Annotated in this window: 21 protein-coding genes and 1 tRNA gene; 1 reads left to right on the top strand and 21 read right to left on the bottom strand. The window is 70.1% G+C overall.

Features of this window, described 5'->3' with window-relative positions; translation table 11 throughout:
• Window positions 1–21: 21 nt before the first annotated feature.
• The 18 genes from atpE to Scani_RS04180 all read right to left on the bottom strand — a co-directional run bounded on the left by atpE (window position 22) and on the right by Scani_RS04180 (window position 20240).
• Window positions 22–267: an ATP synthase F0 subunit C gene (gene atpE / locus Scani_RS04095; RefSeq protein WP_030065540.1), complete on the bottom strand. Its 246-nt coding sequence runs from the start codon at window positions 265–267 to the stop codon at window positions 22–24.
• A gap of 77 nt (window positions 268–344) precedes the next feature.
• A complete protein-coding gene (gene atpB / locus Scani_RS04100; protein ID WP_159471670.1) occupies window positions 345–1142 on the bottom strand; it encodes a F0F1 ATP synthase subunit A in 798 nt (265 codons plus the stop codon).
• Window positions 1143–1421: 279 nt separating this feature from the next.
• Window positions 1422–1859 (bottom strand): Cg1360 family ATP-synthase-associated protein, encoded by a 438-nt coding sequence (locus Scani_RS04105; RefSeq protein ID WP_159470108.1) that lies wholly within the window; start codon window positions 1857–1859, stop codon window positions 1422–1424.
• A 289-nt stretch (window positions 1860–2148) separates the two neighbouring features.
• Window positions 2149–3480, bottom strand: coding sequence for an MraY family glycosyltransferase (locus Scani_RS04110; RefSeq protein ID WP_174872609.1), 1332 nt, complete (start codon window positions 3478–3480; stop codon window positions 2149–2151).
• Between the two features lie 99 nt (window positions 3481–3579).
• Entirely contained in the window at window positions 3580–4965 is a 1386-nt protein-coding gene (glyA, locus tag Scani_RS04115) for a serine hydroxymethyltransferase (RefSeq protein ID WP_174872610.1), read from the bottom strand.
• Window positions 4966–5108: 143 nt separating this feature from the next.
• On the bottom strand, window positions 5109–5789 hold the full coding sequence (locus Scani_RS04120) for an arsenate reductase/protein-tyrosine-phosphatase family protein (protein ID WP_174872611.1): 681 nt from the start codon (window positions 5787–5789) through the stop codon (window positions 5109–5111).
• Window positions 5789–6436 carry an L-threonylcarbamoyladenylate synthase gene (locus Scani_RS04125; RefSeq protein ID WP_159470111.1) on the bottom strand — a complete coding sequence of 216 codons (648 nt, stop codon included), beginning with the start codon at window positions 6434–6436 and terminating at the stop codon, window positions 5789–5791. The genes Scani_RS04120 and Scani_RS04125 overlap by 1 nt, the downstream gene beginning before the upstream one ends.
• 70 nt (window positions 6437–6506) lie before the next feature.
• Window positions 6507–7352, bottom strand: a complete 846-nt coding sequence (gene prmC, locus Scani_RS04130; RefSeq protein WP_159470113.1) for a peptide chain release factor N(5)-glutamine methyltransferase — start codon at window positions 7350–7352, stop codon at window positions 6507–6509.
• Between the two features lie 120 nt (window positions 7353–7472).
• A complete protein-coding gene (prfA, locus tag Scani_RS04135) occupies window positions 7473–8552 on the bottom strand; it encodes a peptide chain release factor 1 (protein WP_159470116.1) in 1080 nt (359 codons plus the stop codon).
• Between the two features lie 171 nt (window positions 8553–8723).
• Window positions 8724–8948: a 50S ribosomal protein L31 gene (gene rpmE, locus Scani_RS04140; RefSeq protein ID WP_030081241.1), complete on the bottom strand. Its 225-nt coding sequence runs from the start codon at window positions 8946–8948 to the stop codon at window positions 8724–8726.
• A gap of 173 nt (window positions 8949–9121) precedes the next feature.
• Window positions 9122–10246, bottom strand: coding sequence for an LCP family protein (locus Scani_RS04145; protein ID WP_159470118.1), 1125 nt, complete (start codon window positions 10244–10246; stop codon window positions 9122–9124).
• 406 nt (window positions 10247–10652) lie between these two features.
• Complete coding sequence (gene rho / locus Scani_RS04150; protein WP_159470120.1) at window positions 10653–12701, bottom strand: transcription termination factor Rho; 2049 nt, start codon at window positions 12699–12701, stop codon at window positions 10653–10655.
• A 372-nt stretch (window positions 12702–13073) separates the two neighbouring features.
• Window positions 13074–13991 (bottom strand): homoserine kinase, encoded by a 918-nt coding sequence (thrB, locus tag Scani_RS04155; protein WP_159470122.1) that lies wholly within the window; start codon window positions 13989–13991, stop codon window positions 13074–13076.
• Between the two features lie 360 nt (window positions 13992–14351).
• A complete protein-coding gene (gene thrC, locus Scani_RS04160) occupies window positions 14352–15437 on the bottom strand; it encodes a threonine synthase (protein ID WP_159470124.1) in 1086 nt (361 codons plus the stop codon).
• 8 nt (window positions 15438–15445) lie between these two features.
• On the bottom strand, window positions 15446–16738 hold the full coding sequence (locus Scani_RS04165; RefSeq protein ID WP_159470126.1) for a homoserine dehydrogenase: 1293 nt from the start codon (window positions 16736–16738) through the stop codon (window positions 15446–15448).
• Between the two features lie 137 nt (window positions 16739–16875).
• Window positions 16876–18267 carry a diaminopimelate decarboxylase gene (lysA, locus tag Scani_RS04170; RefSeq protein WP_159470128.1) on the bottom strand — a complete coding sequence of 464 codons (1392 nt, stop codon included), beginning with the start codon at window positions 18265–18267 and terminating at the stop codon, window positions 16876–16878.
• A gap of 26 nt (window positions 18268–18293) precedes the next feature.
• Window positions 18294–19433 (bottom strand): ArgS-related anticodon-binding protein NrtL, encoded by a 1140-nt coding sequence (gene nrtL / locus Scani_RS04175; protein WP_159470130.1) that lies wholly within the window; start codon window positions 19431–19433, stop codon window positions 18294–18296.
• 285 nt (window positions 19434–19718) lie between these two features.
• Window positions 19719–20240, bottom strand: a complete 522-nt coding sequence (locus Scani_RS04180; protein ID WP_159470132.1) for a response regulator — start codon at window positions 20238–20240, stop codon at window positions 19719–19721.
• A gap of 223 nt (window positions 20241–20463) precedes the next feature.
• Between Scani_RS04180 and Scani_RS04185 the strand changes: the two genes are divergently transcribed.
• A tRNA-Arg gene (locus tag Scani_RS04185) sits at window positions 20464–20535 on the top strand.
• A gap of 219 nt (window positions 20536–20754) precedes the next feature.
• Here Scani_RS04185 and Scani_RS04190 read toward each other — a convergent pair.
• The 3 genes from Scani_RS04190 to Scani_RS04200 form a co-directional block, all read right to left on the bottom strand.
• Window positions 20755–21000 (bottom strand): hypothetical protein, encoded by a 246-nt coding sequence (locus Scani_RS04190; RefSeq protein WP_159470134.1) that lies wholly within the window; start codon window positions 20998–21000, stop codon window positions 20755–20757.
• Window positions 20984–21418, bottom strand: coding sequence for a hypothetical protein (locus Scani_RS04195; RefSeq protein ID WP_246295483.1), 435 nt, complete (start codon window positions 21416–21418; stop codon window positions 20984–20986). Before Scani_RS04195 ends, Scani_RS04190 begins: the two co-directional genes overlap by 17 nt.
• A gap of 130 nt (window positions 21419–21548) precedes the next feature.
• A complete protein-coding gene (locus tag Scani_RS04200; protein ID WP_159470136.1) occupies window positions 21549–22703 on the bottom strand; it encodes a beta family protein in 1155 nt (384 codons plus the stop codon).
• Window positions 22704–22877 lie beyond the last annotated feature (174 nt).

Consider the following 22877-nt stretch of genomic DNA (forward strand, 5'->3'; position numbering starts at 1 on the left):
GGACGTCGTCTAACGGGCCGCTTACTTGTACGCGTAGCCCATGACGATGCCGATGAGGGCGAGCGCCTCACAGAAGGCGAAACCCATGATCTGGTTGGTGCGGATCAGGCCGGCCGCCTCGGGCTGACGGGCGAGGGCCTGGGTGCCGTTACCGAAGATGATGCCGACGCCGACGCCGGGGCCGATGGCCGCCAGGCCGTACCCGACCGAGGCGATGTTGCCGGTGAGGCCGGCGGCGAGGTTCACAGTCTCGAGGGCAGCGGACATGCCGTTACTTCCTTCTCTTTCACGGACCGGTGGGGGTTGGCCACCGGACGATTAACAGATTGCGGAGTCGGGGGTGCTCAGTGGTGCTCGGCGAGCGCGCCCTGGACGTAGTTGCAGGCCAGGAGCACGAAGACGTACGCCTGGATCGCCTGGATGAAGAGCTCGAAGGCCGTCATCGCGATGGTCATCAGGAACGAGGCACCGGCGTAGACGAAGCCGAGGCCGTTCGCCAGGTACCAGGTGGCGATGGTGAACATCACGATCAGCAGGTGGCCGGCGAACATGTTCGCGAAGAGCCGGACGGCGTGGGTGAAGGGCCGCACCAGCAGGTTCGAGAAGAACTCGATCACGACGATCAGCGGCAGGACCCAGCCGAGCGACCGGTCCCAGCCGGTGATGTTCTTCCAGCCGCCGACGAAGCCGTGCTTCTTGAACGTCAGGTACACCCAGAGGATGTAGACGATCAGGGCGAGCCCGATGGGGAACGAGATGATCGACGTGACCGGGAACTGGGCGATCGGAATGATCGACCAGATGTTCATGATCCACACGAAGAAGAACAGCGAGACCATGAGGGGGACGTATTTCTCGCCCTCCTTCTTGCCCAGCGCGTCATAGACGAGCCCACGGCGCACGAAGTCGTAGCCGACCTCGCCGATCATCTGCAGCTTTCCGGGGACCACCTTCGCCTTGCCGAATGCGGCCCAGAAGAACCACACCACGACGACCGTGCTGAGCAGGGCCAGCAGCATCGGCTTGTTGAACTCGTAGCCGCCGACTTTGAAGAGCGGGTCGAATACGAACGAATGAAGACCCGGGGCCTCGAAGCCACACCCCGGAATAAAGAGGTGGCACTCCGTGTCGAAGGCGAGCATCGTTTCAGCACTCACCGCGGGCTCCTTCAGCGTGGCGCATGGGTACGGCAACCTCGTTGTGTCGGCGCGGCGTTGAGCCACGGAGCGGCACTGGACTGGTCTTACGGATTTGGGGGCGGCCGGCCGGCGCTGGGCCGGGCCGGATCACAGGCATCGGCCGCGAGAACTGCCCGTTCCATCCCGTGGAATCTGGGAGCTCAGCCGCCTGCGCCATCTGTGCCGCAGTTGGCACCGGACGATAGCAGGCTCGCATGAGGGCATTTATCCCGGCCCTACGTCTCACGTCGGCGACCCCGCCGTCTCCGCCTTCTTCGTGTCGGCGGAGTCGGGGTTCACGTACAGAATTTTCTCCTTCATATGACCGCGGGTCTGAGCCGCGATCCATACGAGGGTGGCGCCGAGCAGCGTGAAGGCAAATGCCTTGGTGTCGAAGAGGGTCGTGTCCTTGAACGTGATCATGAAGACCGCGACGAGCAGGATCTGCACGGTGTACAGCAGCAGCCCCATCATCTGGAACAGCTGCGGAAGCTTGCGTGCGGTCTGCTGCAGGACCACGAGCCCCGCACCCATCACGAGCACCACCAGCACGGTGCCGACGACGGCGCCGATCGCTCCCGTCACACCGGCGACCGCTCCGCTCACGGCAACGGCGACAGCGCCGATGGCGAGCGTGGGCACAAGGGCGTGAAGGAGTAGTCGGGCGTCATTCGACTGCATGGCGGCGCTCCGGCAAAAGATGTGGGGTGTGTCGTCATGGACGAGCGTAGACCCGGCCCGAGGCGGAACCTGCGGCAGAAGGAACGTCGCACTACGCTCCTCCGGCTCTATCGCCGGGTTTCGTGAACGGTATCACAAACTATTTGATGAGGTCTTTACCTGGTTCGTGTGGACCCTGTCACACCTGAGCGTGAACGTGCGCGTTGGTGCACTGACGGCCAGCTTTTTGTCTGGTATGGGGTCAACCGACCCGATTCCTGTCGCACGTTCGGGCGACCGAATCCCCGGATCAGTGGTGACTTTCCGCCCTGCGGTGCTCCACGAAGCGTGAGCGGTCGCCGATCGCGGTGGCCCCGTTGATGCCCGCGGGGACCGGTTCGCGCTCCTCCTCCGGCTCGACGGCTCCCTCGTCCTCCGGCGCGGCCGGCGCCGTCGCGGGGACGGCCCGGCGGTAGCGCGGCGGCACCATCCACTCCGCCCAGCGCGGCGTGCGCGGGGTGAAGCGCGGCAGCAGGAGCAGCACCAGCCCGACCGCGCTCAGCAGCACGATGCCCAGCACGATCCACATGCTGGCGTTGTTCGCCGAGTAGGCCACCGCGCCGAACGCGATCAGGGCCGACCAGAAGTACATGATCAGCACGGCCCGGCTGTGCGAGTGCCCGATCTCCAGCAGCCGGTGGTGGAGATGACCGCGGTCGGCCGCGAACGGCGACTGGCCCTTCCACGTACGCCGCACGATCGCCAGGATCAGGTCGGCGACCGGCACCGCGATGACCGTCAGGGGCAGCAGCAGCGGGATGTAGACCGGCACCATCGCGTGGGTCGCCTCACGCAGACCGCCCGCCTTCACATTGAGCAGGTCCGGGTCGACCTGGCCGGTCACCGAGACCGCGCCCGCGGCCATCACCAGACCGATCAGCATCGAGCCCGAGTCGCCCATGAAGATCCGCGCCGGGTGCATGTTGTGCGGCAGGAAGCCCAGGCACATGCCCATCAGGACGACCGAGAACAGCGTGGCCGGCGCGGCCGCCTCGATGCCGTAGCCGAACCACATCCGGTACGCGTACATGAAGAACGCCGCGGCGGCGATGCACACCATGCCGGAGGCGAGACCGTCCAGGCCGTCGACGAAGTTGACGGCGTTGATGGTGATCACGACGAGGGCGACGGTCAGCAGCGTGCCCTGCATCGGGGTCAGCGAGACCGTGCCGACGCCGGGGATCGGGATCCAGAGGATCGTCAGGCCCTGCAGGACCATCACACCCGCGGCGATCATCTGGCCGCCGAGCTTGACCAGCGCGTCCACGCCCCACTTGTCGTCCAGGACGCCGAGGATCCAGATCAGGGCGGCGCCGGAGAGCAGCGCCCTGGGTTCGTTGGAGTTCTCGAAGACGCTCTTGAGGTTCGTCAGGTGCGAGGCGACCAGCAGACCGGCACACAGCCCGCCGAACATCGCGATACCGCCGAGCCGCGGTGTCGGCTCGCGGTGCACATCTCGCGCGCGGATCTCCGGCATCGCACCGGCCGCGATCGCGAACTTCCGTACCGGCCCGGTCAGCAGGTAGGTCACCGCGGCCGTGACGCACAGCGTCAGCAGGTATTCACGCACGGGCTGCCCCATTGGTATAGCTGGCCATCACAGCCCCACACCCTATGCGTGTCAGCCCCCTGGCCGTGAATACAGGAAAAGACGCCCGGCGTCGGCGGATGGTTCCCGCCCTCACCCGTGATCGGGATAGGGCGGAAATCCATGGACCAAAGCGACGGTCCTGGAGCGGGCCGTCCCGTCCTCCTCCAGCGCCGCCACGATCAGCTCGGCGACGGTGCTCATCTCGGCCTCGCCCATCCCCTGCGTCGTCACCGCGGCGGTCCCCAGCCGCAGCCCGGTCCGGCGGGCCGCCAGGCCGTCGGGGGCCTCGGCGCACGGCAGCGCACAGGTGTCCAGCACGATCCCGGCGGCCGCCAGGCGCCCCCGGGCGGTGCGGGCGTCCAGGCCCAGCGGGGCGGTGTCCGCGGTGATCAGATGGGTGTCGGTGCCGCCGGTGGTGATCGTCAGGCCGTGTCCGGACAGCGCCCCGGCGAGCGCGCGGGCGTTGGCGGTGACCTGATGGGCATACGCGCCGAAGGCGGGTGCCGCGGCCTCGCCGAAGGCGACGGCCTTGGCGGCGACCGCGTTCATCTGCGCACCGCCCTGGGTGAAGGGGAACACCGCGCGGTCGATGCGCTCGGCCAGCTTCTCGCCGCACAGGATCAGCCCGCCGCGCGGCCCGCGCAGCACTTTGTGTGTGGTTCCGCACACCACATGCGCGTACGGGACGGGGCTGGGCGCCGCTCCCCCGGCGATCAGCCCGAGCGGATGCGCGACATCCGCGATCAGGTAGGCGCCGGTCTCGTCGGCGATGTCGCGGAAGGCGGCGTAGTCGATGTGCCGGGGGTAGGAGATCGAGCCGCAGACGATGGCCTTGGGCCGGCGGGCGCGGGCCAGCTCGCGGATCGCGTCGTAGTCCAGCAGCCCGGTCTCCTCGTCGACGCCGTAGCCGGCGAAGTCGAACCAGCGGCCGGAGAAGTTGGCGGGCGATCCGTGGGTGAGGTGCCCGCCGTGCGGGAGGGACATGGCCAGGACGGTGTCACCGGGGCGCAGCAGGGCGGCGTAGGCGGCCAGAACGGCCGAAGACCCGGAGTGGGCCTGGACGTTGGCGTGTTCGGCGCCGAAGAGGGCCTTGGCGCGTTCCACCGCGATCCGCTCGGCGAGGTCGACGATCTCGCAGCCGCCGTGGTGGCGGGCTCCCGGGTACCCCTCGGCGTACTTGTTGCCCAGGGGGGAGCCGAGGGCGGCGAGGACGGCCGGTGAGGTGAAGTTCTCCGCGGCGATCAGCTGCAGTCCGTCGGTCTGCCGGGTGCTCTCACCGAGGAGTACGCCGGCGATCTCGGGGTCCTGGCGCAGCAGGGCGGCGAAGTCCGGGGCGCCGGCCGGCCGGGTGACGGCGTCACGGGCGGCGGCCCGTGCGCGGTCCTCGGCGGTCTCGGCCGCCCCGGCGGCGGGCTCGGCGGCCCGGGCAGGGCCGGCCGGGGTCTCGTTACGGGGTGACGCGGTGGTGGCAGGCATCGCTTGCTCCGGGCCTCGTACGGGGACGTAGTCCCAATGTAGGCGCGGCCGGGCGTTCGGGCGCGGTGTGCGGGCCGACAGGGTCCACGCGCCTGTACAGGGCCCTCACGGGCCTGTCTCCCCGGTCTCCGGGAGGACAGGCCTCAGGCCCGCGCCGGGACCCCGGTGAGGGCGGTGACGACCGGGTCGAGCGCCTGGTTGATCTCGTCGCCGATGGAGCGGAAGAAGGTGATGGGCGCCCCGTAGGGGTCGTAGACCTCGTCGGACTCCGGGTTGGGCGCCAGCAGCCAGCCGCGCAGCGCGGCGGCGGCGCCGACCAGCGCGCGGGCGCGCTCGACCAGCCCGCCGTCCGGCAGGTCCGGGTCGGGCTCGGGCAGCGTGGCCGGATCTATGGCCCGTACCAGCCGGTTGAACTCCTTGAGCGTGAAGGTGCGCAGCCCCGCGGAGTGGCCCATCGAGATGACCTGGGCACGGTGGTCGCGGGTGGCGGTGAGCACCAGGTCGGCGCGGATGACGTGCTCGTCGAGCAGTTCACGGCCGAGGAACCCGGCCGGGTCCGCGCCGTAGTCGGTGAGCACCGTCGCGGCGTGGGTCTCCATGGGAGCGCCTTCGTGCCCCCAGGTGCCGGCGCTCTCCACGAGCAGCCCGCCGCTGCGGGCGTCGCCGAGCCGCAGCTCCAGGGCATGACGGTGCAGCCGCTCGGTGATCGGTGAGCGGCAGACGTTGCCGGTGCTGACGTGGAGGATCCGAAAGGGGGGTGAGGGGGGAACAGGGGGGTGGGTACCGGCGCCTGGTCCCGCTATGCCACGCCCCAGGGGCGCCATCAATTGGCCACCTCGAGCTCGGGTACCACCTTGCGCAGTTCCTCCGCGGAGAGCGCGCCCTCGCGCAGCAGCACCGGGACCTTGCCGGTGACATCGACGATCGAGGAGGGCACCGCGGCGGGTGTCGGGCCGCCGTCGAGGTAGACGGAGACCGAGTCGCCGAGCATCTCCTGTGCGGCGTCGCAGTCCTGCGGGGACGGGTGGCCGGTGAGGTTGGCACTGGAGACGGCCATCGGGCCGAACTCGGTGAGCAGCTCGATGGCGACGGGGTGCAGCGGCATCCGTACCGCGACCGTGCCCCGGGTCTCGCCCAGGTCCCAGGTCAGCGACGGCTGGTGCTTGGCGACGAGGGTGAGCGCGCCGGGCCAGAAGGCGTCGACCAGCTCCCAGGCCTGCTCGGAGAAGTCGGTGACCAGGCCGTGCAGGGTGTTGGGGGACCCGACGAGGACCGGCGAGGGCATACCGCGGCCGCGGCCCTTGGCCTCCAGCAGGTCGCCGACGGCCTCGGCGCTGAAGGCGTCCGCGCCGATGCCGTAGACGGTGTCGGTCGGCAGCACGACCAGCTCACCGCGGCGGACGGCCGAGGCGGCCTCGCGCAGACCGGTGGTGCGGTCGGTCGCGTCGCTGCAGTCGTATCGCCGTGCCATTACGGGACCTCCTCGTGCGAAACGAATACTTCGGATGCATCGGCTGCATCAGGCGCCGAAGCGGAACGCGTCATGGCGTCGCCCGGCGCGCGGTGGCGAAACGGGGCCTGTTGTTGAGGTCCGGGTGATCGGCCGCATCGGCCCAGCCCCGCTCCTCGGTGAAGATCCACGGCACCTGCCCGCCCTGAGTGTCGGCATGCTCGATGACGACCACGCCGCCGGGGCGCAGCAGGCGGTGTGCGGTCCGCTCGATGCCCCGGATGGTGTCCAGGCCGTCCTGGCCCGAGAACAGCGCGAGCTCGGGGTCGTGGTCGCGGGCCTCGGGTGCGACGTACTCCCACTCGGTCAGCGGGATGTACGGCGGGTTGGAGACGACCAGGTCGACCTGCCCGTCCAGTTCGGGAAGCGCGGTCAGCGCGTCGCCCTGATGGAGAACGACGCGGGACCCCTCGACGTTCTTGCGGGCGTAGTCGAGAGCCTGCTCGGACAGCTCCACGGCGTGCACCCGCGAGCGGGGCACCTCCTGCGCCAGGGCGAGCGCGATCGCCCCCGAGCCGGTGCACAGGTCGACGATCAGCGGTTCGACGACGTCCATGGCCCGTACGGCGTCTATCGCCCAGCCGACGACCGACTCGGTCTCCGGGCGGGGCACGAACACCCCCGGACCGACGGCGAGTTCGAGGTAGCGGAAGAACGCGCGTCCGGTGATGTGCTGGAGCGGCTCCCGGGCCTCGCGGCGGGCGACGGCCTCCCAGTAGCGGGCGTCGAAGTCCGCGTCCTTGACGTGGTGCAGCTCACCCCGCTTGACGGCGTGCACGAACGCGGCGAGTTCCTCGGCGTCGAAGCGCGGCGAGGGCACACCGGCGTCGGCCAGCCGCTGGGTGGCCTGGGCCACCTCGGCGAGCAGAAGGTTCACGGGGCCTTCCTCCTAGTGCGCTGCGTCTTCATGGTGCGGGTCCGCCGTCGTCCGGCCGGGCTTCCGGGGGCCTCCCCCCGGGGGTGCGGTCCCCGGCCGGTGCGTGCCGGGGGCGCGGGATTACTGGGCGGCGGCGAGCTTGGCGGCCGAGTCGGCGTCGACACACGCCTGGATGACCGGGTCGAGCTCGCCGTCGAGCACCTGGTCCAAGTTGTACGCCTTGAAGCCGACCCGGTGGTCCGAGATGCGGTTTTCCGGGAAGTTGTACGTACGGATGCGCTCGGAGCGGTCAACCGTGCGGACCTGGCTGCGCCGGGCGTCCGACGCCTCCCGCTCGGCCTCTTCCTGTGCGGCGGCCAGCAGCCGGGAGCGCAGGATGCGCATCGCCTGCTCCTTGTTCTGGAGCTGGCTCTTCTCGTTCTGGCAGGAGACGACGATGCCGGTGGGCAGGTGGGTGATGCGCACCGCGGAGTCGGTGGTGTTGACGGACTGGCCGCCGGGCCCGGAGGAGCGGTAGACGTCGATCCGCAGGTCGTTGGGGCCGATCTCGACCTCGACCTCCTCGGCCTCGGGCGTGACCAGCACACCGGCCGCGGAGGTGTGGATCCGGCCCTGCGACTCGGTGGCGGGCACCCGCTGGACGCGGTGCACCCCGCCCTCGTACTTCAGCCGCGCCCAGACGCCCTGGCCCGGCTCGGTGGCACCGCCGCCGCCCTTGGTCTTCACGGCGACCTGGACGTCCTTGTAGCCGCCGAGGTCGGACTCGTTGGCCTCGAGGATCTCGGTCTTCCAGCCGGCCCGCTCGGCGTAGCGCAGGTACATCCGCAGCAGGTCGCCGGCGAACAGCGCGGACTCCTCGCCGCCCTCTCCGGCCTTGACCTCGAGGATGACGTCCTTGTCGTCGCTGGGGTCGCGCGGGACCAGCAGCAGCCGCAGCTTCTCGGTCAGCTGCTCGCGCCGGGCGTCGAGCTCCTTGACCTCGTCGGCGAAGTCCGGGTCGTCCGCGGCGAATTCGCGCGCGGTCTCCATGTCGTCGCCGGTCTGCTTCCAGTCGCGGTACGTCGCGATGATCGGGGTCAGCTCCGCGTAGCGCTTGTTGAGGCGCATGGCCTCGCGCTGGTCGGCGTGGACCGCGGGGTCGGCCAGCCGCTTCTCGAGATCGGCGTGCTCGCCGATCAGTTCCTCGACCGCCTCGAACATCGTGGGTTCCTCTACTGGCTGCTGTGGTGACCCGGGTACCGGGGCGCTGGCACATCTGCGGCTGCGCCGCGGGGCCCCGGCCCCCGTACGGGAGCCAAGGGCCAGGACGACAAAACGCCGGTCCGGTCACCCCTGGGCAGGGGCGACCGGAGACCGGCGCCTTGCGGGTCGCTACTTCTTCGCGGCTGCAGCGCCCTTGCCGAAGCGGGCCTCGAAGCGGGCCACGCGGCCGCCCGTGTCCATGATCTTCTGCTTGCCGGTGTAGAACGGGTGGCACTCGGAGCAGACGTCGGCACGGATGTTGCCGCCGGCGACGGTGCTGCGGGTGGTGAAGGACGCGCCACAGGTGCAGCTGACCTGGGTCTCGACGTACTCCGGGTGGATGTCGCGCTTCAAGGGATTCTCCTAGGTTCGGGAGCGCTCCGGGTCGTGTCGCGGGTTGCGTCACGTGAACCGGGGCCGACGGTCCAGTCTGCCAGGACTAGCCGTATCTCCCAAAACCGGGGTACGGCCGCAACTATTCCCCGGCCGGTTCCGGGACCACCGGGCCCCGGAACCCTGCGGTCCGGCTACTTCACGTACTTGTCCGTGCCGCCCTGGTCACCGGCCGAGCCCTTGATCGCGGACTTCGGGATGGGCTGGTCCTGCCGCAGCGCGTCCCAGACCTGCCGGCTCTTCTTCATCAGCGGCACCACGCGGTCCGGGTTCTCGGGGTCGTACGTCACCGGCATCGTCACCATGTCGATGTTGTCCGACCCGATGTTGCCGAGGCTCTTGGCCAGGCCGGTCAGCTCGCTGACCGAGTTGAGGTCGGTGTCGGTGGTGATGGCCTTGGTGGCCGTGTCGGCGATGTCGTAGAGCTTGGTGGGGTTGGTGAGCACCCCGACGTTCTTGACCTGGTTCATCAGGGCCTTGATGAACGTCTGCTGCAGCTGGATGCGGCCCAGGTCGCTGCCGTCGCCGCCGGGCACGCCGTGCCGGGTCCGTACGAGGCCGAGCGACTGCTCGCCGTTGAGGGTGTGCTTGCCCGGCTGCAGGTGCAGGTGGCTGTGGTCGTCGTCGATCGCCTTGCGGGTGGTGATGTCCACCCCGCCGAGCGCGTCGATGAGCTTCTTGAAGCCGGTGAAGTCGACCTCGACGAAGTGGTCCATCCGGACCCCGCTGATCGATTCGACGGTCTTGACCGCACAGGCGGGGCCGCCGACCTCGAAGGCCGTGTTGAACATCGCCCGCTGCGCGCCGGGGACGTCCTTGCCGTCCTGGTTGCAGTCCGGCCGCTTGATCATGGTGTCCCGGGGGACGCTGACCACACTGGCCTTCTTACGGCCCTTGTAGACGTGCACGATCATCGCCGTGTCGGAGCGCGCGCCGCCCTCGTCCTTGCCGTACTCCCCGTTCTTGCCGGCGCGGGAGTCGGACCCCATCACGAGGATGTCCATCGAGCCGTCGTCGACGTTCTTCGGCCGGTCGTGTCCGAGGGCGGCGTTGATGTCGACGCCCTTCAGATTGCCGTTGAGCTTGAAGTAGACGTAACCGAGTCCGGCCCCACCCAGGAGTGCGACGCTGGTCAGCGTGCACAGGGTGATGGTCAGCGCTCGGCGGCGTCGGGTCGGGCCCTTGCGCCGGCGGCCCGTGGCACGTATGCCGCGGGCACGGCTTTCGGCCGTCTTCGCGGTCCCGTTGCTGTCCGCCATCTGCTCCTCAGTCCTCGTTCGCTCGGCTGCCCCTCGCCGCCGCCGTGGTGCGTGCTGACACGGCTCGTTGCTCCTTGTCAGACGGGAGGTCGACGGGAAGGGTTGCACAGCGAGTCATGAGCGATTTCTTAGAAATGCGCGGCGGCCCGCCCCGGCGGTCCGGGACCTTCGTCCTTCCCACCTGGGCTTTCGACCCTTTTCCCGGCATGGCTGGAACCATGCGGCTTGCACGGATCTGTGCGGAACGTCTCAAGCGGGGCATGTGTACGTGCCCAGGGAGCGCGGGCGGCTCGTACGACGCCGTCCCCCGGCCCGCCGCGAACCCGCCCGCCCAGCGCAAAGCCCCCCTCACCCACAGGGGCGAGGAGGGCTGTGCGGTACGGCGCGAGGACGCGCCCGACGGGCGTCAGTCGTTGCCGTTGCCCGTGGTCGGGGTCGTCTTCTGGATCTGCAGCAGGAACTCCGCGTTGGACTTCGTCTGCTTCATCTTGTCCAGCAGCAGCTCGATGGCCTGCTGCTGGTCCAGGGCGTGCAGCACCCGGCGCAGCTTCCACACGACGGCGAGCTCGTCGCTGCCCATGAGGATCTCTTCCTTACGGGTGCTGGACGCGTCCACGTCCACCGCCGGGAAGATGCGCTTGTCCGAGAGCTTGCGGTCGAGCTTGAGCTCCAGGTTGCCGGTGCCCTTGAACTCCTCGAAGATCACCTCGTCCATCCGCGAGCCGGTCTCGACCAGCGCGGTGGCCAGGATGGTCAGCGAGCCGCCGTCCTCGATGTTGCGCGCCGCACCGAAGAAGCGCTTCGGCGGGTAGAGCGCGGTCGAGTCGACACCACCGGACAGGATGCGGCCGGAGGCCGGGGCGGCGAGGTTGTACGCACGGCCCAGACGCGTGATGGAGTCCAGCAGCACGACCACGTCGTGACCCAGCTCGACCAGGCGCTTGGCGCGCTCGATGGCCAGCTCGGCGACGGTGGTGTGGTCCTCGGCCGGGCGGTCGAAGGTCGAGGAGATGACCTCGCCCTTCACCGACCGCTGCATGTCGGTGACCTCTTCCGGACGCTCGTCGACGAGGACGACCATCAGGTGGCACTCGGGGTTGTTGCGGGTGATCGAGTTGGCGATCGCCTGCATGATCATGGTCTTGCCGGTCTTCGGCGGGGCCACGATCAGACCGCGCTGGCCCTTGCCGATCGGGGTGACCAGGTCGATGATCCGGGTCGTCAGACCGCCCGACTCACCCTCCAGGCGCAGTCGCTCCTGCGGGTAAAGGGGCGTCAGCTTCCCGAACTCCGGCCGCCCGCGGCCCTGTTCGGGCGCCACGCTGTTGACCGTGTCGAGGCGGACCAGCGCGTTGAACTTCTCGCGCCGCTCGCCGTCCTTGGGCTGGCGGACCGCGCCGGTGACGTGGTCGCCCTTGCGCAGGCCGTTCTTACGGACCTGGGCGAGCGAGACGTACACGTCGTTCGGGCCGGGCAGGTAGCCGGAGGTCCGGATGAACGCGTAGTTGTCGAGGATGTCGAGGATGCCCGCGACGGGGATCAGGACGTCGTCCTCGGAGACCTGCGGCTCGTTGCCGAAGTCCTCACGGCCCCCACGACGGCCCCGGCGGTCGCGGTAGCGGCCGCGACGGCCCCGGCGGCCGCCCTCGAAGTCGTCGTCGTCATCGTTGCGGCGGTCGCGCTGGCGCTGGCCGCCCTGACCGCCCTGGCCACCGCCGTCACCGGCGTCGCCCTTGCGACGGTCACCGCGGTCACCGCGGTCGCGCTGGCGCTGCCCGCGGTCGCCGCGGTCGCCCTTCTGGCCGCGGTCCTGGCGGTCGCCGCGGTCCTGGCGCTCGCCCTTGCCCGGGCGGCCCTCGCCGGACTCCTGCGGCGCCACCGCGGTGTCGGTCTTGGCGTCCGTCCGGGTCTCGGTCTTCGCCTCGACCTTGGTGTCGGTCTTGAGGTCGCCGGAGGCGCCCTCGGGGCTGCCCGCGGCGGCGGTGGCACGGCGGCGGCGGCGCTCACCGGCCGGCTGCTCGTCGCTGACCGGCTGGCCGGGGATGTCGATCTGCTGCTGGGCGCCGGACTTGTCCGAGGCCTTCTCGCCCTTGTCGGACTTGGCGGCCTTGCCGGCGGCCTGCTCCCCGCCGTCGTCGCCAGTGCGGGCCTTGGAGGTCGTACGGCGCTTGGGCTTGGTCTCGGCGTCGGCGGACGCATCGGCCTTGGCCGCCGGGCCCGAGCCCCCCGCCTGCTTCTCCTTGATGACCTCGATCAGCTGGCTCTTGCGCATCCGCGCGGTGCCCTTGATACCGAGGCCGGAGGCGACCTGCTGCAGCTCTGCCAGGACCATGCCGTCAAGGCCGGTGCCGGAACGGCGGCGCCGCGTGGTAGCAGGAGCGGCGGGAGCGTCCGTGGCGGGCGCGGTGGCACTGCCATCGGTGCGCGCGCCCATCAGATCGGTGGTGTCGCTCACGAAGGGTCCTTCCCTGGAGCGGGCGTCGGCCTGTCTGGCTCGGCGACCGGTTGTGCTGTCCGGCTGGGTCCTTGGTCTCGTGGACCGGGCCGGGGCGGTGGTCCCGCCGGAAGTGGCGGAGAGAATCAGTTCATGGCTCCGACGTGAAGAGATGCAGACTGGCCATGTCGTCACGCCGATTCCGGAGCGTGCTCACGTCTGCTCAGGCCATGGCTCCAAGCAGTTTGGGAGGCTCCCGGAAGAAAGTGGTCCCTATGGGGGACACGAAGCACCGCGCCGCTCAGGCGTCGAGTACTGACTTGAGGTTAACACTACCGGGTCCAACAAACATTCCCCCTCTCCAAGACCGGCAATCGTCGATCACCCGCGGGATCACCCGGCGAGCGGCAGGACGCAGGTGCCCGCCGCGTCGAGGGTCAGCCGGTTGGCCGCCCACCCCTCTCCCGCCAGTGCCGCGACCTTCTCGGCCGCCGCGTCCTCGACCAGCGCGAGCACCGTCGGGCCCGCACCGGACACGACTGCAGGGACGCCGTCCGCGCGCAGTCGGTTCACCAGGGCCACGCTCTCCGGCATCGCGGGAGCACGGTATTCCTGGTGGAGTCGGTCCTCGGTCGCGGCGAGCAGCAGCTCGGGGCGCCTGGTCAGGGCCTCGACGAGCAGTGCGGCGCGGCCGGCGTTGGCCGCGGCGTCCACATGGGGGACGGTGCGCGGCAGCAGTCCACGGGCGGTCTCGGTCAGCACCGGCTTTCCGGGCACGAAGACCACCGGAACGATGGAATCGGCGGGATCCATCCGGATCGCGCGGGCGGTGCCGGTGTCCATCCAGGCGAGCGTAAAGCCGCCCAGCAGACAGGCGGCGACGTTGTCGGGGTGGCCCTCGATCTCGGTGGCCAGCTCCAGCAGCGCGGTGTCGTCGAGCTTTTGCTCGCCGCCTATCGTCACCGCGCGGGCGGCGACGATGCCCGCGCAGATGGCGGCGGAGGAGGACCCCAGGCCGCGGCCATGCGGAATGCGGTTGGCGCAGACGATTTCCAGCCCGCGCGGCTGCCCGCCGAGCAGGTCGAAGGCGGTGCGCATCGACCGGACGAGCAGATGACTCTCGTCGCGCGGCAGGGAGTCGGTGCCCTCACCTGCGATGTCGATGTGCAGACCGGAGTCGGCGACACGCACCACGACATCGTCGTACAGGCCCAGGGAAAGACCCAGGGCATCGAAGCCGGGACCGAGATTGGCGCTGGTAGCGGGGGTGCGCACCCGGACGGCGGCGGCGCGGAACGCGGGACCGGCCATCGCTCGATGACTCTCCTTGATTGATGCTGCGGTACTGCCCCAACGAGCGCCGCGGCACCGAAGTGCCCGGCCGGTTCGTGGGGTCTGTTCTGACCTGCCCTGCACGCCACTGCGTTATGCCGTGGGGAGGGGAGTTGCTGCCAGCCTATCGAAGGAAGGTTCTGTCGCGACATAGGGCGCACAGGAGGCGCACGATGCGTGTCGCGCGCCTTCCTGTGCCCCGACGCTGCCTTCCCCGGACTTTGCAGCCTTTGCAGCCTTTGCTGCGAGGGGTGAGAGGGCGTTGGCCGCCCCCTCACCGGGTGCCGTACGCGCAGGTCCGCCCGTACGGCCGCGCCCCGCGTAGGGGCGCCGGGCCGCCTACGCGAGGCCGAGGCGCTCCGCCGCGGCGTCCGCGTCGATCGGGACCGTGATCGGCTGCGGCGCTCCGGCCACCGCCCAGTCCGGGTCCTTGAGGCCGTTTCCGGTCACCGTGCAGACGATGCGCTGGCCGGGGTCTACCTTGCCCTCCTCGGCGGCCTTGAGCAGACCGGCGACGGACGCGGCCGAGGCGGGCTCCACGAAGACGCCCTCCTGCGCGGCCAACATGCGGTAGGCGGCGAGGATTTGACGGTCGGTCACGGAGTCGATGAGACCGCCGGACTCGTCCCGGGCCTGCTCCGCGAAGGACCACGAGGCGGGGTTGCCGATACGGATGGCGGTGGCGATGGTCTGCGGGTCCTTGACGACCTCACCGCGCACGATCGGCGCGCTGCCGGCGGCCTGGAATCCCCACATCCGCGGGGTGTGCGAGGCGATGCCGTCGGCCGCGTACTCCTGGTAGCCCCGCCAGTACGCCGTGATGTTGCCGGCGTTGCCGACGGGCAGCACATGGATGTCGGGCGCATCGGTGAGCATGTCGACGATTTCGAAGGCCGCGGTCTTCTGGCCCTCGATCCGCACCGGGTTGACGGAGTTCACAAGTGCGACCGGGTAGTTGTCGGACAGCCGCCGGGCCAGCGTCAGGCAGTCGTCGAAATTTCCGTCGACCTGGAGGATCTTGGCGCCGTGGACCAGGGCCTGGCCCATCTTGCCGAGCGCGATCTTGCCCTGCGGGACGAGCACGGCGCAGACCATGCCGGCCCGGACCGCGTAGGCGGCGGCCGAGGCGGAGGTGTTGCCGGTGGAGGCGCAGATGACCGCCTTGGCGCCCTCCTCCTTGGCGCGGGTGATGGCCATCGTCATGCCCCGGTCCTTGAAGGAGCCGGTGGGGTTGGCGCCCTCGACCTTGAGGTGCACCTCGCAGCCGGTGCGCTCGGAGAGCACCTGCGCCGGCACGAGAGGCGTGCCGCCCTCCCGGAGGGTGACGACCTCGGTCGTGTCGCTGACCGGGAGCCGGTCGCGGTATTCCTCGATGATTCCGCGCCACTGGCTGCTCGCCGTGGTCACAGTGGAATTGGCAGACATGGGTTCCTTTACTCCCCTTCGACCCGCATGATGCTGGCGACACCACGGACGGTGTCGAGCTCGCGCAGTGCCCCGACGGTCGACGACAGGGCCGCGTCCGCCGCTCGGTGGGTGACGATGACGAGGGATGCCTCGCCGTCCTTGCCCGACTGACGGACCGTATCGATCGATACGCCGTGTTCCGCGAAGATCGTGGCGACCTGTGCCAGAACGCCGGGTTTGTCGGCCACGTCGAGGCTGATGTGGTACCGCGTGACGACCGCGCCCATGGGGCTGACCGGCAGCCGTGTGTAGGCGGACTCACCCGGGCCGGTGGCACCGGCGAGCTTGTTGCGGCAGACCGCGACGAGGTCGCCGAGGACCGCGGAGGCGGTCGGCGCGCCACCCGCACCCGGCCCGTAGAACATCAGCTGACCGGCCGCCTCGGCCTCGACGAAGACCGCGTTGTACGCCTCGCGGACGGAGGCGAGCGGATGCGTCAGCGGAATCATCGCGGGATGCACCCGCGCGGTCACGGACGCACCGTCCGCGGCCCGCTCGCAGATGGCCAGCAGCTTGACCGTGCACCCCATCCGCTTGGCGGAGGCGATATCGGCCGCGGTGACCTCCGTGAGGCCCTCACGGTGCACATCGTCGATGGTCACCCGGGTGTGGAAGGCGATACCGGCGAGGATCGCGGCCTTGGCGGCGGCGTCGAAGCCCTCGACGTCGGCGGTCGGGTCGGCCTCGGCGTAGCCCAGCGCGGTCGCCTCGTCGAGCGCCTCGCTGTAGCCGGCGCCCGTCGAGTCCATCTTGTCGAGGATGAAGTTGGTGGTGCCGTTGACGATGCCGAGCACCCGGTTGACCTTGTCGCCGGCCAGGGACTCGCGCAGCGGCCGTACCAGCGGGATCGCGCCCGCCACGGCGGCCTCGTAATACAGGTCGGCGCCATTGGTCTCGGCCGCCGCGTGCAGTGCCGCGCCGTCCGCCGCGACCAGCGCCTTGTTGGCGGAGACCACGCTCGCGCCGTGCTCGAAAGCGGTGGTGATCAGCGTGCGGGCCGGCTCGATACCGCCGATGACCTCGATCACGACGTCGATGTCGCCCCGTTTGACGAGTGCGGTCGCGTCGGTGGTGACCAGCTCGGCCGGGACGCCCTCGCGCACCTTGTCGGGGCGGCGGACGGCGATCCCGGCCAGCTCCACGGGCGCACCGATGCGGGCGGCGAGGTCGTCGGCGTGCGTCGTCATGATGCGCGTCACCTCTGAGCCGACAACACCACAGCCCAGGAGCGCCACCTTCAGCGGACGCGTACGCATCATTCGACCTCTGCTTCTCATCGATCAGCGAATTCCAGCTTGCTAATGCACCAGTCTCACGCACCGGACGGCACTTTCCGCGCATCGTCCGGATGCCGAGACATTTATTTCATCCGGGTCCGGGACCCGGCGATCCGGCCCTACCCGACATCCAACCGCAGGAGATCTTCCTCCGTCTCCCGGCGGACGATCACCCTGGCCGCACCGTCCTTCACCGCTACGACGGGCGGCCGCAGCGAGTGGTTGTAGTTGCTCGCCATGGAACGGCAGTACGCACCCGTGGCCGGCACCGCGAGCAGGTCCCCCGGCGCCACGTCGGCCGGCAGGAAGGCGTCCCGGACGACGATGTCCCCACTCTCACAGTGCTTGCCCACCACGCGCGAGAGCATGGGCGCGGCGTCGGAGGTGCGCGACACCAGGGCGACGCTGTACTCCGCGTCGTAGAGCGCCGTGCGGATGTTGTCCGACATCCCGCCGTCCACGGACACATAGGTCCGCAGGCCTTCCAGCTCCTTGACCGTGCCGACCTCGTACAGCGTGAAGGCCGTGGGCCCGACGATCGCCCGGCCCGGCTCGACCGACAGCCGCGGCACGCCCAGCCCCGCCGCCGAGCACTCCTTGCCCACGATGTCGCCCAGCGCCCGCGCGATCTCGTGCGGCTCGCGCGGATCGTCGTCCGAGGTGTACGCGATGCCGAGCCCGCCGCCCAGATCGATTTCGGGCAGCTCGATACCGTGCTCGTCGCGCACCTCGGTCAGCAACTGCACCACCCGGCGGGCCGACACCTCGAATCCCGCCATATCGAAAATCTGCGAGCCGATATGGCTGTGAATCCCGATGAGTTCCAGCCCGTCGAGCTTCAGCGCACGACGTACGGCCTCCGCGGCCTGTCCGTCCGCCAGCGCAATGCCGAACTTCTGGTCCTCGTGCGCGGTCGCGATGAATTCGTGGGTATGCGCCTCGACACCGACCGTGACCCGGATCTGCACCCGCTGCCGCTTGCCCAGCCGCTCCGCGATATGCGCGACCCGCACGATTTCCTGGAACGAGTCGAGCACGATCCGCCCGACCCCCGCCTCCACGGCCCGGGTGATCTCCTCGGTGCTCTTGTTGTTGCCGTGCAGGGCGATCCGCTCGGCCGGCATGCCCGCCGCCAGCGCCGTGGCCAGCTCGCCGCCGGAACAAACGTCGAGATTCAGCCCTTCTTCGTTCAGCCACCGCACGAGGGCCCGGGACAGGAACGCCTTCCCGGCGTAGAACACATCGGCCCCCGGGCCGAAGGCGTCCTTCCAAGCCCGGCAGCGGGACCGGAAGTCCTCCTCGTCCAGGAAGTACGCCGGTGTGCCGAACTCCGCGGCGAGCGCGGTGACGTCCAGCCCGCCGACGGTGACCACCCCGTCGGCGTTGCGGGAGACCGTACGGGACCAGACCTTCGGGTCGAGGCTGTTGAGATCGGCGGGCGGCCCGGCGTAGTGCCCCTCGGGCAGTACGTCAGCATGCCGGGGCCCTGCGGGGTGCGCGGAGCGACTCATGACTGTGGAGATCCCCTCAAAATCGTTCAGAGGTGTTCGGGAGCGGAGATGCCGAGCAGACGCAGGCCGTTGGCGAGCACCGTCCCACTGGCCTCGGCAAGGGCCAGCCGGGCGCGGTGCACGGCCAAGGGTTTCTGCTCCCCGACGGGCAGCGGCGGACAGACGTCGTGCCACCGGAAGAACGCCTCCGCCGTCGCTTCCAGATGCCGCACCACACGGTCCGGCGCCCGCAGCCGCGCGGCGACTTCGATGACGGAGGGGTAGGTGGCGAGCAGGGTCTGCAGCGCCTGGAGGCTCGGAAGGGCGGAAGGAGCCGACAGCGCGGAAGGGACGGATGCGGAGTGCCGTGGCGACTGTTGCCGCGCCCCGGTCGGCACAGCAGACGAAGCGCCGTCCACCGCCGTCGCAGGCGGCACAGCAGGCGTGGTCCCGCCCAGCGTCGGCGCGAGCCCCACGTCCCCCGGCTCGCTCACGAACCCCAGGTCATCCGCGTTCCGCACCAGCGCCCGGACCCTCGCGTACGCATACTGCACCTGGAACCGCGGATTGCTCTCCCGCTGTACGGGCCGCTCGGGCACCCGCACCGCATCGTGCGCGGCCGGCCGCAACAGCACCCAGCGCGCTTCGTCGGCCCCGAGGCGGGCGATGAGCGTCGCGAGATCGTACGGAGCGGGCACAAGAACGGGGTGCCCGTCGGCCTCCCGGCCACTGCCCCCGGCAACCGCGTCGATCCGCGCCAGCACCTCGGCGACCACCACCTCCCGGGCACCGCCCGCGGCGGAACCGGCGACCGGCCCCGGGGCACCGGGGCTCTGCCCCGCACTCGGCCCCCCGTAGCCGTCCCCTTGCGCCAGTACCTCCCGGACGAGCGCGACCAGCGCCCCGTCTCCCAGGGTGAAGTTCAAGAAACCCGGCCCGGCGATCTCGACCCGGGCGATCCCGGCGCTCCCGTCCAGCCGCCGCCGCAGAATCTCGGCGACCTCCCGGGCGGGCCGCCCCGCCGGCCCCGCGAGCTGCAGCGCGACATTGGAGGCGTAGTCCCCGCACCCGGGCCGCGGCGGCGGCTCGACAACGATCCGCGCCGGCACGGTCACGGAGAGCTCCTGCTCCTCCACCGCACCACGCACGGAGCGCAGGACGGTACGGGAGAGCTCAGCGGGGGTCACAGGACAAGCGTATGGGAGACCAGGGGTGCCCATGCGACCCGGTTTCGCCCTGTGGACACTCCACATGCTGGGGATACCCCACGAGGAACCGAGCCGGGAAAGCTGCGGCGTCCGCACAAAGGGCGCCGGGCCGCTGGGTAGCCGGGCCTCACTGGCACCGGGCCACTGGGACGTCGGGCCGTACGGCGTCCGGACCACTGGCCGCAGGGGCTCGGGACTCCGGGTTTGGGGGCTTGGGGGCCTCGGGGCTCCCGGGGCTCTACCGCCGCCCCACGCCCTCCCTACCTACTCCCCGCCCGCGTCCACCATGCCGACCCCACCGGATGTCGCGACCCCACCGGACGAGGCACCATGCCCCGCCGCGCCCCCGCCCCCGTCGCTCTCCCCGTCCTCTTCCTCGGCCCCGCCCCCGGGCCCACGTTCCCGCTGGCGCCTCTCACGCACCAGCATCCCCACCATCCGCACCAGCTCCGTCGGCTCGAACGGCTTCGCCAGAAACGCGTCCACCCCCACCGACTCGCCGTTGTCCACCTCGCCCTGCGTACATGCACTGACGATGGCGATCGGGATGTCCCACGTCCGCGGATCGGACCGCAGCCGCGCCGCGGTGTGCAGACCGTTGAGCCGCGGCATCACGACATCAAGGGTCACGACATCAGGTCTCACGTGGTGCACGACATCCAGACATTCGGCACCATCAGCCGCGGTCACGACCTCGAAGCCCTCCAGCTCGAGATTGACCCTGATCAACTGCCGGATCACCTTGTTGTCGTCGACAACAAGGATCCGACCGGACAAGCCAGGCACACCATGAGACTAGGACTCCGCCTGAGACTGCGTCCGGGTTTTCCCCACTTCCGCCCCCGTGCGAGGGACCTTTCCCCGACCCTCGCCGTCACGCCCCTCACATGCGCTACGACCTCGGCCCCCTCGGTTCCGCCGCTCCCCCGCCACCCACGAAACCTGTTCATGAACACCCCATCAGAGCTGGTAGGGTTCTACCCGTCGCCACGAGAACACAGGCGGCAACGCCCCCGTAGCTCAGGGGATAGAGCAACGGCCTCCGGAGCCGTGTGCGCAGGTTCGAATCCTGCCGGGGGCACTCCAGTTGGGACAGCGTGATCAAACCGTTGAACCACTGCAGTGCCAGACTTCAAGAGCCGGACCCAGATGCACTGGGTCCGGCTCTTTGTCGTTACCGCTTGTCGTTGCCGCGCGCCGATCGGGGCTGGCCCGCGAGGGAGCACCTGGCACCTCTTCCCCGCTGCCTCGCGATCTCCACGTAGAGGCCGTCCACGGTCTCGGTGCCGCGTCCATCCGGTCAGCCGATGAGGCGGTGCGCGGGTTGAATACTGACCCCGGCTGCGGTGAGGCCTGCGATCGCCGCCACCGGCCAGGGCTTGCCCGAGGCTGCCGTCAGTCCGCCCACGGACAGGCCGATGACCACGGCGAGGAGAAAGACGACAGCGGCATGCTGCGTGATCAGCGGTGACCCCGCGCCCTGTGGCACCAGCCTGCCGCCCTCTTGGGCCCCGCCCTCGCTCCGAGGCTCATCCCCCGTGCTCATTCTTCTCCCTCTCCTCAGACTCTGCGGCGGTAGTGCGTACGCGACGCAGCGACTGAAGTCGAGCGCCGGTCGCGTCCACGACCCAGAACGACCAGCCGTTGCGGTGCGGGGCGACCTCCGGGTTGTACGCCTGCAGGACCGCGGTCGCGGCACCGCTCGGCGTCTTGTACCGCCCCTGGGCGGGGCCCGACAGGATGACGAGACTCTGCGACTCGGGGTCGTATTCTCCCGGCACCTTGTGCCCGGAGTAGAGGGCGTGCACCGCGACGAGGCCCGTGGCCGGGCCGGCCGGGGCCTGTTCGTCCGACCCTTCGAAGTGCTCCAGCAGCCGGAGTACGACCCCTTCGGCGTCCACTCCCCACGCGCGCGCCAGAAGCGACACCTTCATGCTCGCTTCCACGCCCAGCCTGACGTCCATCGCCGCCCCTCTCCCCTTGCCGTCGAGGCACGACCGTAGCACGAGGGTGAGAGCACCTGCCAGCAAAACTGTGAGCATTTCTGTGTTTCATGGCGGCGGGCGCCGGTGCTCATCAAGCCTCGGTGGCGCATCAGGCGGTCCGCGCCAACTGCTGCACGATGAAGTTCATGTGCTGGGTGTGGCCGACCCGGATCCAGGTCTCGGCATTGCCCGAGCCGTCCCGGCCGTCCCCGTAGGCACAGGCGTGCAACCAGCGTTCACCGACGCAGGCGGAGATGGCGCCGGCGTCGCGGAAAGCGTCGTTCTCCGTGATCCAGCGGGCCATGGCGCGGACCCTGGACGCGCGATCACGCCCCCTCGTGGGTGCCCGCGCGATGAGGAAGCTGTCCGGCGTGGTGTAGCGCAGCAGGCCCCAGGGCGGGCCCGGCCGTTGGACCGAGGCAATGTTCGCGCTGCAGACGTGCTCCACGGAGTAGTCGCCGTAGACCACGGAGTTCAGCGCATCGGGGCGGGCCTCGCGCACCGACCTCCGGAGGTGCCAGTCATGGCGCCGGAGCACTTGGGCGGGCTGGGCGTCGAGGTGCCGGGGAGCGCGGGGGAAGGCCCCGGACGTGAGCACGACCGTACGCCAAGGAACGAGGGCGGCGAGCAGGCCGAGGGCGGCGAGAGCCCTTTTGCCGGTGTCATCGCCGTCCTCGGCCGAGCCGGCGTCCAGGAGGAGGTCGAGTCGCGAGGGAGGCAGACGGAGCCGGTCGATCAGGGTCAGAAGCCTGGTCGAGAGCGGCTCGTCCGGTGCGTCGTCGAGCAGTACCCGTATGCCGAGGCCCCGTCCGCTGAGGAAGGCGAGGTCGGCTGCGTACCGCTGGAGCGCCGGGTCGCGTTCCGGGCCGGTGACCAGCCGCAGACTGCTGCCGGTGGTCAGGCGCCACAGGCTCGGGGCGGAGGCGTCGAGGAGGCTTTCGACATGGGCGGTGTCCACCCACCCGGTGAGCCCTGCCATCACGTTGATGACGTGGTCCAGGCGCAGGGTGAGCCAGTGGTGGAGTCCTTCCCGGTCGTTGTCGGGGTCCGGGGCGAGGGGCGTTCCGCGGGGGCGCTCCGGTCCGACCCGGGGGACGACTGTCCACAGCGGTGCGATGCGTTGCCGTACGCCCAACTCCAGGTGCGCGTAGGCATTCCAGGCGTCCCGCCGTGTCGGCAGGACCGGTACGTAGAGCGGCTCGGCCATCGCAGGTCCCCCGTCAACTCCGCTGTGGCGCTCCTCGTTGAAGGGTGAAGGGGGCATGCCCGGTGTCGAAAGAGTGCAATTCAGGACATGGTTACGTGGGGTGGGAGAGGGGTGGGAGAGGTCGGGCAGGCTGCACGGGTCGGCGTGGCCGACGCTGGTGAGCGCGGGCCGGGGCGGCCTCGGTCTCGGCCTCGGTCTCGGTCTCGGTTGAGGCTCGGGCAGGACCGCGTC

The sequence above is a fragment of the Streptomyces caniferus genome, assembly GCF_009811555.1.
GTDB lineage: Bacteria > Actinomycetota > Actinomycetes > Streptomycetales > Streptomycetaceae > Streptomyces > Streptomyces caniferus.

Excerpts from the sequence above, each read along its gene's own strand:
- Scani_RS04120 (WP_174872611.1), bottom strand. The coding sequence starts at position 5,789 with ATGGCGCCCCTGGGGCGTGGCATAGCGGGACCAGGCGCCGGTACCCAC.
- Scani_RS04200 (WP_159470136.1), bottom strand. The coding sequence starts at position 22,703 with ATGCCCCCTTCACCCTTCAACGAGGAGCGCCACAGCGGAGTTGACGGG.
- Scani_RS04145 (WP_159470118.1), bottom strand. The coding sequence starts at position 10,246 with ATGGCGGACAGCAACGGGACCGCGAAGACGGCCGAAAGCCGTGCCCGC.
- thrC (WP_159470124.1), bottom strand. The coding sequence starts at position 15,437 with ATGTCTGCCAATTCCACTGTGACCACGGCGAGCAGCCAGTGGCGCGGA.
- Scani_RS04125 (WP_159470111.1), bottom strand. The coding sequence starts at position 6,436 with ATGGCACGGCGATACGACTGCAGCGACGCGACCGACCGCACCACCGGT.
- glyA (WP_174872610.1), bottom strand. The coding sequence starts at position 4,965 with ATGCCTGCCACCACCGCGTCACCCCGTAACGAGACCCCGGCCGGCCCT.
- prfA (WP_159470116.1), bottom strand. The coding sequence starts at position 8,552 with ATGTTCGAGGCGGTCGAGGAACTGATCGGCGAGCACGCCGATCTCGAG.
- Scani_RS04165 (WP_159470126.1), bottom strand. The coding sequence starts at position 16,738 with ATGATGCGTACGCGTCCGCTGAAGGTGGCGCTCCTGGGCTGTGGTGTT.
- Scani_RS04195 (WP_246295483.1), bottom strand. The coding sequence starts at position 21,418 with ATGGACGTCAGGCTGGGCGTGGAAGCGAGCATGAAGGTGTCGCTTCTG.
- atpB (WP_159471670.1), bottom strand. The coding sequence starts at position 1,142 with ATGCTCGCCTTCGACACGGAGTGCCACCTCTTTATTCCGGGGTGTGGC.
- Scani_RS04190 (WP_159470134.1), bottom strand. The coding sequence starts at position 21,000 with ATGAGCACGGGGGATGAGCCTCGGAGCGAGGGCGGGGCCCAAGAGGGC.
- Scani_RS04105 (WP_159470108.1), bottom strand. The coding sequence starts at position 1,859 with ATGCAGTCGAATGACGCCCGACTACTCCTTCACGCCCTTGTGCCCACG.
- thrB (WP_159470122.1), bottom strand. The coding sequence starts at position 13,991 with ATGGCCGGTCCCGCGTTCCGCGCCGCCGCCGTCCGGGTGCGCACCCCC.
- lysA (WP_159470128.1), bottom strand. The coding sequence starts at position 18,267 with ATGAGTCGCTCCGCGCACCCCGCAGGGCCCCGGCATGCTGACGTACTG.
- Scani_RS04110 (WP_174872609.1), bottom strand. The coding sequence starts at position 3,480 with ATGGGGCAGCCCGTGCGTGAATACCTGCTGACGCTGTGCGTCACGGCC.
- atpE (WP_030065540.1), bottom strand. The coding sequence starts at position 267 with ATGTCCGCTGCCCTCGAGACTGTGAACCTCGCCGCCGGCCTCACCGGC.